Below are 13,970 nucleotides of genomic sequence, written 5' to 3' on the forward strand. Positions count from 1 at the left end.
CTCAAACTAGGTCTGGTTATACAAAATAAGTTATCGAATTTAGAGCCAGCGGCTTTTTCGTAGCCACCACAGTACTGTTCCGATTAATACAGCAAGTAATACACAAAATACACTAAAGGCAAAACGAAATTCATTTCCTGGGATCCCGCCTAAGTTGACACCAAATAATCCCGTCAAAAATGTCGTTGGTAAAAAAATCATCGCCATCAGCGACATAGTATAAATACGGCGGTTCATCATTTCGGTCATCATATTGGTGATTTCATCAGAAATAATTGCAGTTCGAGCAATAAAACCATCCAAATCTTCGATACAACGGCCTAATCTGTCCGAAACCTCCTGAATTCTACGACGGTCAGTATCATCCAACCAAAGTAATTTTTCTGTCGTTAAACGGGATAACATATCCCTTTGTGGCGCCATATAACGGCGTACAACAATAATTTGTTTACGTAATAAAGCTAACTCACCACGTTCAGGAATTTCGCCATTTAATATCACGTCCTCTAATTCAATTAAGCGTTCATGCAAAGAGTCCGTGAAATCACTAATTTCGTCTGTAATCGAATCTGCGACTTCAACAAGCCAGTCACCTGTACTTTGCGCTCCGACACCTTCTTTCAGGTCATCAATTACAGCGTCCAATGAATTCACTTTACGATGACGGCTGGAAATAATAATGCGGTTATTAATAAACACACGAAATGCAACAAGTTGCTCTGGACGTTGCCCTGCATTGGTATTTAAAGTTTGTAGTGTCAATAAAATACCATCACCAACTCGAATCAAGCGCCAGCGCCCTGACAGCCCTGACAACGCGGATTTAACTTGGTCATTAAATAGCTCAGACTGTTGTATCCAATTAAAACTTTGCGGGTCTTTATAATCAAAATGAAGCCAAAACGGAGATTGTTGCGTTGCACTCGCATTAACGTCAATCGGGAGTAGCCCTCCATCTCCATTTAATTGAAATGCATGTACCGGATTTGAGTTTTCAAATAACGAACCATAAACCAACGCCATGCAATATCTCCCTTTTATAAATAATAAGTTATTTTTAATTGAATAGAGGAAATATTGCAATTATTTCAACGAAATGTTTGATAATTCGCTTTACGTATCTATCCATAGCTAACGAATGAGATCAATAAGATACAAAAAATAATCAAATAGACTTTAATAAAAAAAGATAGCCATTTTTGTTAAAAAATACCACTAGTTTGACACAAACAAGCAATAAACTTACTTATAAATTTCTTATGATAAAAAGGTAGTGTTTATTCCTTTTTGGTCCTCCTTCCCATTCTCCAGTGGAAGGAGTTTTTTTAAACTCCCACAAATAAAAAACGGCCTGTACATAATACAGACCGCAGATCATGCCGAATACTTTCGCTTAATGTTTAATAATGTAGAAGCTGTGGCTATACGCTACATCTTCTGGATTTTCAATAGGATAGCCTTTAAGCCAAGGTTTGATTAACCGTGCATTGGTATATTGATAAATGGGTGCAATTGGTGCTTCTTTTGCCAAAATAGCCTCTGCACTATTGTAATAACGGTTTCGCAGTTGTGCATTGGTTTCAATACTTGCTGAGCTCATCACTTGGTCATATTGCGAACTATTGAACTTCGGAATATTGCCACTATGTTGCGATGTTAGCAGTGATAAAAATGTTGAAGGCTCATTGAAATCACCAATCCAAGATGCGCGAATAACATCAAAATCCCCTGTATTACGGCTATCAATGTATGTTTTCCATTCTTGATTCACTAACTTAACATTCACCCCTAATTTTTTCTTCCACATCGATGCAATCGCGATAGCAATTTTTTGGTGATTTTCTGAACTGTTATACAATAAGGTTAGCTCTAATGGATGATTTGGCCCAAAACCTGCTTCTTGTAATAATGTTTTCGCCTGTTGATCTAACTCTTTTTGCGAATGGCTGTTATAAAGCCCCTTTTCAGGTTTAAAGCCATCCGTCACATCAGGAGTGAAATAATAAGCTGGTTTTTCACCAGTGCCTAATACTTTACCGGCAATTAATTGGCGATCAATGGCCATCGATAATGCCTTTCTCACCCTTACGTCACTCGTTGGCGCACGTTGTGTATTAAATGCGTAATAATAGGTTCCTAATTGGTCTGGTGTGAAAACCTCATTAGGAATATCTTGCAATAATTTTTGATAACGCTGTTTCGGGAATGATTCAGTAATATCTAAATCCCCTGCTAAATAACGATTTGTCGCATGAGATTCTTGGTTAATAGGAACAAATGTGACTTGGGTAATCACCGTATTTTTATGATCCCAATAAAACGGGTTCGGTGTTAAAACAATTTTTTCATTTACAACACGATCAGCTAACGTAAAAGCACCATTGCCAACTAAATTTCCTACTTTTATCCAGTCCGCCCCTAATTTTTCTATCGTTGTGCGATGAACTGGATACAAACTAAAATTTGCAGCTAAAGAGGGAAAATACGGCACAGGTTTATTCAGCGTAATTTTTAATGTGTGTTTATCAACCGCTTCTACACCTAATTGCTCTACAGGTAACTTTCCATCAATAATATCTTGCGCATTATTAATCCCAGCCAGTGCAGCAAACCATGCAAATGGTGATGTATTTGTAGGTGCAACCAAACGCTGCCAACTATACACAAAGTCATCCGCAGTGACAGGTTCACCATTTGACCAACGCGCGTCTGGCCTTAGCGTAAATGTCCAAATACGGTTATCTGCGGTCTCCCATTTGAGCGCAACGCCAGGAACAGGTTTGCCATGGCTATCTTGGTTCACTAAGCCTTCAAATAAATCACGCATAACTTGTGCTTCGGTCAACCCGACAGATTTAATAGGATCTAAAGACGCAGGCTCATCTTTCAAATGGCGAGTTACTTTTTGGTTATCAGCTAAAATTACCCCAGCAGGAATAACTGCGCTAATAGCTGGTGTAGCAAGAAAAAATGACGTGAACAATACAGCTAAAGGAGAGAATGAAGGTTTATGCATGTTATTTTCTATCTTGTTAATATAATCGAAATCAGCTAAATGTTTAGCGACACAGTATTGAAAAAAGACTAACGCATTAACAGCACTACCGAATTTATCGTGGGTACATCCATACAGAGTAGAATACTTTCCTTTTCGCATCATATGCTTTCATGTTTTAAAAATCCATACATCCAGTTTAATTTATGAATACACTTGCTGAATAAGAAATTAATCTTTGGTACGATTTTTCAATAGAAGACTTACTTTAATTGTTATAGCCCTCTAATGCATTCGCCCGTCCCCTTATAATTCCGCTGATAAACTGATGATTGCTAAAGAAACCGATACTTATAGCCTTACTTTTGTTACAATCAATAATGTATTTTAAAAGACAATATAATAAAAAACGTAAACTCTACTCGTGATTATCAGTTATATAATCGCTGACTATGAGAAACTAATCAGCTATACAAGTAACGTCCTTGCGCCACTTATGCGTTAAGGTATACAGTTAGTTTTTTCGGTATACAGTTTATTTTGGTCATCAATAGAATGTAAAACTCAAAAGGTCTAACTTAGTCTGAATGAAAACCTTTTATCGCAAAGATTTTCCTTAAGAAACAGGTTAAGTTAGCACTGATACAACTTATAAACGGGAGAAAAATTCATGTCGCAAACAGTTAAATTAAAAGGTAATGATATCGCAGTTAATGGTGTTTTCTTGCAATCTGGTACGAAAGCAAAACCTTTTACTTTAGTCGCAAAAGATCTCAGCGAAGCCACACTAGAAACGTATGTCGGTAAACGTAAAGTATTAAATATTTTCCCAAGTGTTGACACAGGTGTTTGTGCTGCCTCTGTCCGTAAATTCAACCAGCTTGCAAACGACCTTGATAATACCGTTGTTCTGTGTGTTTCTGCTGACTTACCTTTCGCTCAAGCTCGTTTTTGTGGTGCTGAAGGCCTTGATAATGTCGTTACATTATCCACTTTCCGCAGCCCGTCTTTCGCTGATGATTATGGTGTGGCAATTGCAAGTGGTCCATTAAAAGGTTTAACCGCTCGCTCGGTTGTTGTATTAGATGAAAATGACCAAGTCATTTATAGCCAGTTAGTACCTGAAATCACTGAAGAACCTGACTACGATAGCGCATTAAACAGCTTGAAATAAGCTTATTTGGTTATCGGGTTCCTAATAAAAAAGCGGGATGCTCTCCCGCTTTTTACTCTTTTTCTCTCAAAATTATCTGTCAATCGCTATCATATTAATCAACATACGCCCAATAAAGGGGGTGATGATTTTTAGCATTAACAACATTAATAAACAGTTGATTACCCTTCATGTAGCTAATCAATGTATGAGATAAGGTACTTAAAATTTTTAGCGCTTGATCCTGCGTAACAGGGCAACAAGACGTTAGAATATCAATGATTAAATCACGGGGCTTATGTCCATTCTTGACCAACACTTCCCACGTAAAACGGTTTTTCTTCGTGAGGTATTTAACCGCCGCTTTATTCATTAAGTAAAGCTCTGCTGCTGACGCCGCTGACTCAAACATATCATTCTTATAATGACATTGGTCCATATATTCGCGTAGCTTAAGATTGACAACAAAATTAATCGTGAATTGATCCATGGCAACTCCTTGTAGGCTTAACCCCATTAAAAAAGATGAGTACCCAATACAGCAGCTGTCTATGTTATATAGCAGGAAAAATAGCCAACAAGCAAGCGAATTGCTCAATGTATGCTCAGATAGGAAAGAAAAAGAATAGGTAAACTGCAAAATAAGCCGAAAAGAGTTTAAAGGAAATACCTTACCCTTCTCCGCTTATTCATCGTTGTGTTATTAAAAAAAATTAGTCCATCTGTTGAGTTATTTCTAACGCGGTACCTTTATTCTCTTGTGTAAATTGTAACTGTGTTTCACCACCCTCAAACTCTTGAACAATGTTTAACTTTTTATCGCCATCCCAGCGGTAATTAATTGCAATACACCCTTCTACTGGGCAAGGCATTGCCATATTTTTCTTGATGATTAATTTTTCAGCTAAAAATAGCGGACCATCTTCAGTTAATCCACTACGGTATTGTTTATACGCCTCAGATAAAGTATTGCCCATAAAATAACATTTAGTCAGAGCCCCATTTTCATAGATTTCATCCATGGTTTGATTTTCATCTTGGCAATATTTATTCAATCCGTCGTTTGGGATGGTTGTATCAGCCTGACTAAAAGCACTCGCACCAAACAGGACTGTCGCAAATGTAAACATTAAACGTTTATTCATTTTATTTAATCTTGCTCTTTTTTTGCATTAAGACCATATTCTCGGAGTTTATTGGCAATTGCCGTATGCGAAATATCCAAACGTTTTGCTAATTTTCGTGTGCTCGGATAATCACGATATAAACGCGATAGTACCGATGCTTCATAGCGCTTGGTTATTTCATCCAAAGAACCATTCAGTGAATCTAGAGCAAGCGTAGGTGTATTTATCACATCTGGCAATTGGATATTATCTGCATCTAAGGTATTACCTTCAAGCTGTGTTAACCCTTGATACAACGCATTTCTTAATTGACGGACATTTCCAGGCCAATAATAACCACTTAAATACTCAATTAATGACGGAGCTAATTTCGGTTCCGTGATATGTAATTCTTTAGAAAAACTGGCAACAAAGGTTTTTGTTAATGGTAGGATATCTTCTTTACGGTCGCGCAGAGGTGGGATGGTCAGAGTTAATACGTTTAAACGATAATAAAGATCTTCCCTGAATTTTTTTTCTGCAACCAGCGCAGGAAGATTTTTCTGTGTGGCGCAAATGACCCGCACATTCACTTTCACTTCACGTTCTTCACCAACACGCCTAAAAGTCCCATCATTTAAAAAACGTAGTAACTTAATTTGCATTTGTGGTGACATCTCGGCAATTTCATCCAGTAATACCGTGCCACCATTAGCTTGTTCAAAAAAACCTTTTTTCCCTTCAACTGCATTTGGGTATGCCCCTGCGGCGTAGCCAAATAACTCACTTTCAACCACATCATCAGGCATTGAGGCACAGTTTAAACCCAAAAACGGCTCTTTTCCCCTCGCGCTGTGTAGGTGGCACGCTTTGGCTAAAATATCTTTCCCTGTCCCCGTTTCACCTACCAGCAATAACGGTTCATCTAGCATTGCAATGCGTTTTGCACGCTCTACGACATTCGACATCACGGGGCTAACCGCAATGATTTGCTCAAAACCGCTATTATCCACCTCAGTCACTTGCTGGCGTTGCTTATCCAAAACAGCTGCCGACTTAAGCAATAAAACAGCACCTGTACAATGAGATTTACCTGTCTCATCCGCTAAAATAATCGGGGTGACCTGCATCAAATAATCTTGGCCTTTGATCGCCACTTTTTCACTATATGACTCAGGGGATTCACGCTCAAACCAGCGCACTAACCCGCTGTTTCCAACCAACTGAGCAAACGTTTTTTCCCGTATCTTTGTTTCATCATAACCAAATAATTGCAGTGTCATTGGGTTAACCAATTCAATATTTAGCTTATTATCAATGGATAAAACAGCTTCAGGGAATGAATTCAGTAATGCCCATACGGCTTTGTGTTCACGTTCTGATGGCATGAAAAATATACGGCGAACATCAATTACACCATTAATACGACGTATTTCAGCCATCAAAGAGCTGAATACTTGAAAATCGACAGGGGTAAAATTAAGGTAAATGCGGCGCTGTGGAGATATTTCAATCCCTTTAAGATCAATATTTTGCAGAACTAAAAGATCCAACAATTCACGCGTTAAACCAATTCGGTCTTGGCAAGTCACTTCGAGGCGCATGGAGGGAAACCTTATCAAAGAAGTCGATTTAATGGGCGTATTTTAACGTTAATTGCGGGGAGAAGACAGTGTTTGTGTCACAAATTGTTGACACACTGTAATTCAGTCAAGTTTAGCCGAATAAAATGATGGCTTTTGACTAATTTTCATTCATTTTAGGAAGGATTAATCATAATATTAAAAAATAATACTGCAAGGTGAGCAAAAACTGTCAACTCACCCTGCCATTACAAATTCCTTAACTTTTTGCCTTTTTATTCGGAATAACGTTCTTTAATTGGCCAATTAACTGATGGCGAAAATCCGCTAACCGCGGCTTATTATCAATCCAAGGTAACGGGCGGCATAATTCCATGGCCTTAATCCCTAAACGTGCCGTTAATAACCCAGCCCCAATCCCTTGTGCCGCACGCGTTGATAGCCTCGCGGTAATATCCTGCGATAGCCAATCCATGCCAACTTCACGAATCAGCTCTGAAGCTCCCGCAAATGCGATATTAATCAACACCATACGAAATAACCGAATACGGCTGTAATAACCTAACTCAATCCCATAAATTACCGCAATACGGTTAATCAAACGAATATTTCGCCAAGCAATAAATGCCATATCAACAATCGCTAGCGGGCTTACCGCGATCATTATCGCGGACTCAGCACTACAGCGGCTAATTTCTTTTCGTGCTTGTTCGTCAAGGATTGGCTGAACCATTTGGCTGTATAACTCAACTACTTCGCGGTCATTATGCGAGTCATGTAGCATACCTTGCCAACGCTGAACTGCGGGATGTTGTACAGACAATGCTGACTGTTTCACCAGTTTTTCACAGAAGTCTTTCCCCTTTCCCATTCCATGGCTATGCAGTAATTCACGAGCAAAATCCCGTTCTTCAGCACGTTCGCGCAGTTTATATAAACGACGCCACTCCCCCACAATAGAGCCAACCCCTGCAATCACCATCAGGCCACCAGCCGATGCGGTACCTAATGCGGTCCAATCTTGCGTCACCCACGATTGATAGATCCAAATGCCTAACTGGGCAACCACGCTAACCGCAAAGATCCCCGCAGCTGTGCCAATAAGCTTACGCCAAAAAGAGCGTTTGGGTTTTAACGCTTCATTAATTAGGCTCTCAATTTCCCCATCTTGGGCCTCTTGCTCGGCCTCTAATGCAACTGGGGTAAAGTTTTCAAATTCATGGTCGTCAAAAACACGGGCTTGCCTTAGTTTCTCGGCATTCTCATCAGTAATATCATCAGCAAAATCAAGGCGCTGTTTTATTGGTTCGCTCATTTTAATTTATCTCCCAACAAAAATTCTAACGCACTATCCATACGTATATGGGGCAATGGCTGGTCAATCGGTGTTGGCTGTGGCCTAAAATTTTCAAACTGAAAGCCTTGCTGTTGCCAAAATTGTTCAGTGGGTAAACGTTTTGGCACTTCCCCAGGATAGAACATCAATGGCTGTCCGTCACTTAACCGGTCACCTTTCAACGCAGGTAGTTTCTCCCCTTTATAATCCACAATGCCACTTTTGGTTGCTTGTATAGAAGCAAGGCCCATGCAATCCATGCTAATACCTTCAAATGCGGCATGCTGCCAAGCTTCTTGCACCAATTGTTGCAGCAAAGAAACTAAGTTAGCGTGTTGGTCTGGGGTGACATGGTCAGATTTACTGGCGGCAAATAATAGCTTATCAATACATGGAGAGAATAAGCGCCTCAGTAACGTACGTTTTCCATAATGAAAGCTACGCATTAATTGCGTTAGCGCCATGCGCATGTCATTAAATGCTTCAGGCCCACTGTTTAGCGGTTGCAAGCAATCAACCAGCACAATTTGGCGATCAAATCGCTGAAAATAATCGCGATAAAACCCTTTCACCACATGTTCGCAGTAATATTGATAACGCTGTTGTAATGCGCCAAAGTTAGTGTTCTTCCCTGCGTGCGCTAAGGCTTTTGCTCCATATTTTGCAACATTTGGCCAAGGGAAAAACTGTAAAGCCGGAGCACCATCCAGCTCCGCGGGTAAAACAAAACGCCCCGGCTGAATAAAATGTTGCCCTTGTGCTTTGCATTCAATTAAATACTGCGTATACGCTTTCGAAATTTCAGCTAGTAAATTTTCATCAGTGGGCGCTAATGGGTCACACTTTTCACATAGGCTTAACCAGTGCTGGGCTAAATGTGCCCGCGCCCCCTTAACGAGCGTATTCATTTGCTCTGACCAATCGATAAAGTTGAGATCGAGCATCGGTAAATCCAGTAGCCATTCCCCAGGGTAATCAACAATTTCTAAGTATAGGGATGAGTTATCAACAAAATGGCGTAAAAAGGAGTCATCAGAGCGATAATGTAATTTCAAGCGAATTTCACTCACACCACGGGTTGGTGTTGGCCACTCAGGGGGCTGGCCATACAAGGATGCAATTCCTTCATCATAAGCAAAGCGCGGTACTGAGAGATCACGATGAGGAATGCGTTTTACACCCAGTAACCGCTTGTCCCTTGCCGCAGAAAAAAGTGGCAAACGCGCCCCTGTATTCACATTTAATAACTGATTAACCAGCGAAGTAATAAACGCAGTTTTACCGCTGCGACTTAGCCCCGTTACTGCTAATCTGACATGGCGATCAACGCTTCGGTTCATTAAATCTGTCAATTCATTTTGCAGGCGTTTCATGCTCCTCCCGAGACTTCCCGTTAGTAATTACGCTTAATCTTACTCGTTATTTTGCGCAATAATTTGGCATAAAACAAACTGTATTAGCTTAAACGCTTGATGAGTAGGTTAATTATCCATTTACTGCTCAGCAATTTAATGACTCGTCCCACAAGGCCTGCGGGTCCATAGGTGAGTAAAAACACAAAAAAAAGTTTAAATGCTTTCGCTAAAATACGTTGTTTTGCATATTTTTTAATTCGCTGATGCGGTATTTTCGGCATATTACTTCCCCCGACTTCCTCATACACAAAAACAAAAGGGATTTGGCCAAAACCTAACCCCTTTCCTGTGATGGCTATGCAATGATTATAAATCGCGGAATTTACTGTTTACGGTATACGTGTCTGAAGTGACATAACGCTCGATTTGGCGTAGCTTCATTTCACCTGATTTCAGTTGCATATCAATTTGATTGATCAAGCTGCTAACTTCAGGCCCGATATCTTGCTCACTTCGATACCCACTCGGTGCGGTTTCCACCACAAAACACATAACAATATAAAGAATTAATGTGATACCAAAGCTCATAAATAAAGCCAATACGGCAAGCGCCCTGACTAAAGCAACAGGTACCTCTAAATATTCCGCAATACCAGAACATACACCACCAAACACACGTCTATCTGACAAACGGTAAAGTTTACGGTTGCGAAATTGAGTCATTATTTTTGCCTCCAATTCGGGTGTTCTGCATCCAAAATATCTTCAAGCGTCTTAATACGTTGCTGCATACGCGAAGCTTGCTCAGCTAATTGCATTAAACGCTGTACTTCATTTTCGGTTAGCTGGCTCCCCTGTCCGTTATTTTTTTTGCTGTAGTGCAACCACAACCAAACAGGCAGAACAAAAATAACAAAAATGATTAATACGAGAGACAGTAAAACGTAGCCCATCACATTTCCTTATCAATATGGTTAGTCTATTTGCCACTCTGGCACAAAATACCAAAGTGGCAAAATACAATTACTGGTCTTTATTAATTTTAGCTTTAAGTGCCGCTAATTGTGCACTAATTTCATCATCTGCTTTAAGTTCTGCAAATTGCTGATCCAGCGATTTTTGTTTACCAATACCGTAGCTTTGTGCCTCACCTTCCATATGGTCAATACGGCGCTCAAACTGCTCAAATCGCGCCATTGCTTCATCCATTTTGCCACTGTCCAATTGACGGCGAACATTACGGCTAGATTGTGCAGCTTCCATACGAACCACCATAGATTGCTGTTTCGCACGTGTTTCTTGCAATTTGTTTTCTAATTCTGAAATTTCGCCTTTTAAGCGCGTCAATGTTTCATCAACAATAATCAGTTCATGCTTTAAAGTATCAACCATCGCGCTGACTTTTTGTTTTTCAATTAAAGCCGCACGCGCTAAATCTTCTTTATCTTTAACTAGCGCTAACTCCGCTTTTTCTTGCCAGTCAGCAACTTGTTTTTCGCCCATTTCTATACGGCGTTCTAAGCCTTTTTTCTCTGCTAAAGTGCGCGCAGAGGTTGAACGAATTTCAACTAACATATCTTCCATTTCCTGAATCATCAGGCGGATCATTTTTTGCGGATCTTCAGCTTTATCTAACAGTGAAGCGATATTTGCATTAATGATGTCGGCAAAACGTGAAAAAATACCCATTATTCATTTCCTCTTGATGGATTTATCATTTCTGTAGCGCCTGACCTGATGTGGCTTCCAGCCAATCTGACGCTCCGTAAGTGAAACAATTTATTTTATAGTCTTCAATTTTTGGTAAATCTTTCTTACCTAACGCTTAGTCAACTCTGATCAAAACATTGCAACCAGCGTGCCAACTTGTTTAAAATTCAAATAATTGTTTGATTTTATTATATTTAATAAATCATCTTTACATTAAGCTGATTTCGTTTATAGTTAAAAAATCGGTAAATAACACCAATAATTGGTAAATTTAACCATGAAAAACACTAACGATACTATCCTCGGTGTTTCCAGTAATTTTTTAGATGTACTAGAACAGGCATCCGAACTTGCCCTATTAAACAAACCCGTACTCGTGATTGGTGAACGTGGTACAGGTAAAGAATTGATTGCAGACCGCTTGCATTACCTTTCACCTCGTTGGCAAGAAGCCTTTATCTCTCTCAATTGCAGTGGACTCAATGAGAATTTGCTGGATTCTGAACTATTTGGCCACGAAGCGGGGTCATTTACTGGCGCACAAAAACGGCACCAAGGCCGCTTTGAGCGAGCGGATAAGGGGTCGTTGTTTCTTGATGAGCTCGCTACCGCGCCAATGTCAGTGCAAGAAAAGCTATTAAGGGTGATCGAATACGGTGAATTAGAACGTGTGGGTGGCAGTCAATCTCTGCGAGTGGATGTCCGTTTGATTTGTGCAACCAACGCCAACCTGCCCGAACTTGCCAAGCAAGGTCGCTTCCGTGCCGATTTACTCGATAGGCTTGCATTTGATGTAATTCGTATTCCCCCCCTACGCGAACGCCAACCAGATATATTATTACTGGCAGAGCACTTCGCCATTTTAATGTGTGGAGAATTAAAACGTTCGCATTTTACAGGGTTTACAGCTGAAGCTGAGCAGGCTTTATTGCAATATCCTTGGCCTGGAAATGTACGGGAGCTAAAAAATGTTATTGAGCGTTCGGTTTACCGTCACAGCAATCAAACCACCCCAGTAAATACGATTATTTTCAATCCGTTTGGCGAAAAACTGGCTGAGTTACATGAAGCTGCTATCAACAAGGCTGAAAGCAAGCCTTCACACAGCACTCTACCCGCGTTACCTTGTGATTTGAGACAATGGCAGCAACAAACTGAAAAGCAACTGCTTGAACGGGCTCTTGTAATGAACCACTATAATCAGCGAAAAGCCGCACAATCCCTATCACTAAGCTACGACCAATTACGTGGATTAGTCAAAAAACATCAAATTACCATTGAACATGAATAAATATACTCAAGCAATATTCACCTATATTGCTTGATTATTTACACGGTTTTTATTTAAATAATTTTTGATTTAGTCTTTTTTCTTACTAAATATTTCAGCTCAATGAGTCCTTTCATTAAAACACTTACGCATTTCCTCATAATAACAAATTATTACACGATATTTATTGCAAGATGATTGTTCAATTTTAAATTCATACCTTAATGTAAAATATATAAATTATATAACTCTGTAAATTAAATTCATTGACCAAATGAAAATTTACGTTAAAAATCAAGATGAAGTAAAAATGAAAATATTGATGATTTTAATTATATAAAATCATTTCATTCAAATAGCTTATCGTTTTACTTATCAGAATTCGTAAAAGATAAAAAATAAAAACATAAGGAGATAAAACGCGTTCCGGATCCTTTTATTCCTTTTTTACATATTGTCATAATTCACCATAACGAAAAATATATTTATGTGATATCTATATTGCCATGATAGCTATAGCACAAGGAGCTTATTATGAGAAAAATAAACATATTGGCTATCCCTTTGTTGCTCTTGGGGGTATCGACGGTGGCTCATACGGAATCATTGATGCGTACGTTTAGCTATTGTGATGCTTCTTTTTTTAAAAAAATTCAGGAGTATCCTGTACTTCAGGATATCTCTAACACCTTAAAAAACACCAAGTTTGATGATGGTGCACCTCTTTCCGTTGATCTTAATTTTTCCCCAACAGGTATTGTCACCTTTAACCGTTTTTTTGTTAGCCATAACGACTTTGATAAGTATGATAATTTTACTTATATGGGCATGCGTGGTCAGTACTATTTTTGGGGATTTGAAACAACGCAAAGCCTTGATGAAGTCATCAGCCATACCTCCTCAAAAATTAGTATCCTAAAGATAGGTAATAGCTATATTTACGCGCCAATGATTAGGCATAATTTGGTCAGTAAATGGGTATTTAATGAATATGCAACTCAAAAATATGGATTAGAGCCTTACGCTGCGGAAAAAATGATGATTATAGAGAAAGATGAGCAACGTGGTGTCGTTCGTTTTTTATGTACACTACAAGGTTATGTGACGGAAGATGATTTAAAATTTGTCGGTTTAGACAAACCCGCACAACCATAAGCGCATTTTTATCTTAAGCCACAATCTTTTCTATCAAAAATGTATAAAAAAAAGCCAGCACCCAAGCTGGCTATCAAATAAAACACTGGAAGCAATGTGAGCAATGTCATGCCTGTCGATATAAGTATACACTTAACCGACAAAGCGAATGATAATAGTTATCAGTGTCATTTGTAAAGCTTTTTAATGCGATTTTTTCTCATTAAGACATACTTCAGTGATAACCATCACAATTCTATTATCGCCATTCTTTTTTGGTCGTTTTTCACCCAATTTTAACACCTGATTTTGCTTATACCCTGTCTGC

Annotated in this window: 14 protein-coding genes; 3 read left to right on the forward strand and 11 right to left on the reverse strand. The window is 39.2% G+C overall.

From position 1 onward, the window contains the following. Positions 1 to 39 precede the first annotated feature (39 nt). On the reverse strand, positions 40 to 1,023 hold the full coding sequence (gene zntB / locus ABWP91_RS16350; RefSeq protein ID WP_353244144.1) for a zinc transporter ZntB: 984 nt from the start codon (positions 1,021 to 1,023) through the stop codon (positions 40 to 42). A 370-nt stretch (positions 1,024 to 1,393) separates the two neighbouring features. Beyond that, positions 1,394 to 3,016 (reverse strand): peptide ABC transporter substrate-binding protein, encoded by a 1,623-nt coding sequence (locus tag ABWP91_RS16355; protein WP_353244145.1) that lies wholly within the window; start codon positions 3,014 to 3,016, stop codon positions 1,394 to 1,396. Positions 3,017 to 3,665: 649 nt separating this feature from the next. Between ABWP91_RS16355 and tpx the strand changes: the two genes are divergently transcribed. Continuing rightward, the gene (gene tpx, locus ABWP91_RS16360) at positions 3,666 to 4,169 is read left to right on the forward strand and encodes a thiol peroxidase (RefSeq protein ID WP_219248624.1); all 504 of its coding nucleotides are present in this window, start codon (positions 3,666 to 3,668) and stop codon (positions 4,167 to 4,169) included. 94 nt (positions 4,170 to 4,263) lie between these two features. Here tpx and ABWP91_RS16365 read toward each other — a convergent pair whose 3' ends face one another. The 9 genes from ABWP91_RS16365 to pspA form a co-directional block, all read right to left on the reverse strand. Further along, positions 4,264 to 4,638 carry an ATP-binding protein gene (locus ABWP91_RS16365; RefSeq protein ID WP_353244146.1) on the reverse strand — a complete coding sequence of 125 codons (375 nt, stop codon included), beginning with the start codon at positions 4,636 to 4,638 and terminating at the stop codon, positions 4,264 to 4,266. Between the two features lie 223 nt (positions 4,639 to 4,861). Further along, on the reverse strand, positions 4,862 to 5,293 hold the full coding sequence (locus ABWP91_RS16370; protein WP_353244147.1) for a hypothetical protein: 432 nt from the start codon (positions 5,291 to 5,293) through the stop codon (positions 4,862 to 4,864). A gap of 5 nt (positions 5,294 to 5,298) precedes the next feature. Then, positions 5,299 to 6,858, reverse strand: coding sequence for a transcriptional regulator TyrR (gene tyrR, locus ABWP91_RS16375; protein ID WP_353244148.1), 1,560 nt, complete (start codon positions 6,856 to 6,858; stop codon positions 5,299 to 5,301). Between the two features lie 238 nt (positions 6,859 to 7,096). Continuing rightward, positions 7,097 to 8,152 carry a YcjF family protein gene (locus ABWP91_RS16380; protein ID WP_353244149.1) on the reverse strand — a complete coding sequence of 352 codons (1,056 nt, stop codon included), beginning with the start codon at positions 8,150 to 8,152 and terminating at the stop codon, positions 7,097 to 7,099. Further along, entirely contained in the window at positions 8,149 to 9,546 is a 1,398-nt protein-coding gene (locus ABWP91_RS16385; RefSeq protein ID WP_353244150.1) for a YcjX family GTP-binding protein, read from the reverse strand. Before ABWP91_RS16385 ends, ABWP91_RS16380 begins: the two co-directional genes overlap by 4 nt. Positions 9,547 to 9,629: 83 nt before the next feature. After that, positions 9,630 to 9,809, reverse strand: a complete 180-nt coding sequence (locus ABWP91_RS16390) for a phage shock protein PspD (RefSeq protein WP_353244151.1) — start codon at positions 9,807 to 9,809, stop codon at positions 9,630 to 9,632. An 85-nt stretch (positions 9,810 to 9,894) separates the two neighbouring features. After that, entirely contained in the window at positions 9,895 to 10,251 is a 357-nt protein-coding gene (pspC, locus tag ABWP91_RS16395; protein ID WP_353244152.1) for an envelope stress response membrane protein PspC, read from the reverse strand. Next, positions 10,251 to 10,481, reverse strand: coding sequence for an envelope stress response membrane protein PspB (gene pspB / locus ABWP91_RS16400; RefSeq protein WP_206084065.1), 231 nt, complete (start codon positions 10,479 to 10,481; stop codon positions 10,251 to 10,253). The genes pspC and pspB overlap by 1 nt, the downstream gene beginning before the upstream one ends. Positions 10,482 to 10,551: 70 nt before the next feature. Further along, entirely contained in the window at positions 10,552 to 11,217 is a 666-nt protein-coding gene (pspA, locus tag ABWP91_RS16405; protein ID WP_206084064.1) for a phage shock protein PspA, read from the reverse strand. Between the two features lie 298 nt (positions 11,218 to 11,515). Here pspA and pspF point away from each other — a divergent pair, with 298 nt between their 5' ends. Both pspF and ABWP91_RS16415 read left to right on the forward strand, forming a co-directional pair. Then, positions 11,516 to 12,529: a phage shock protein operon transcriptional activator gene (pspF, locus tag ABWP91_RS16410; RefSeq protein ID WP_353244153.1), complete on the forward strand. Its 1,014-nt coding sequence runs from the start codon at positions 11,516 to 11,518 to the stop codon at positions 12,527 to 12,529. 513 nt (positions 12,530 to 13,042) lie between these two features. Further along, entirely contained in the window at positions 13,043 to 13,663 is a 621-nt protein-coding gene (locus ABWP91_RS16415; RefSeq protein ID WP_353244154.1) for a hypothetical protein, read from the forward strand. The last annotated feature ends 307 nt before the right edge of the window (positions 13,664 to 13,970 follow it).

This window comes from Providencia sp. (genome assembly GCF_040396775.1).
GTDB lineage: Bacteria > Pseudomonadota > Gammaproteobacteria > Enterobacterales > Enterobacteriaceae > Providencia.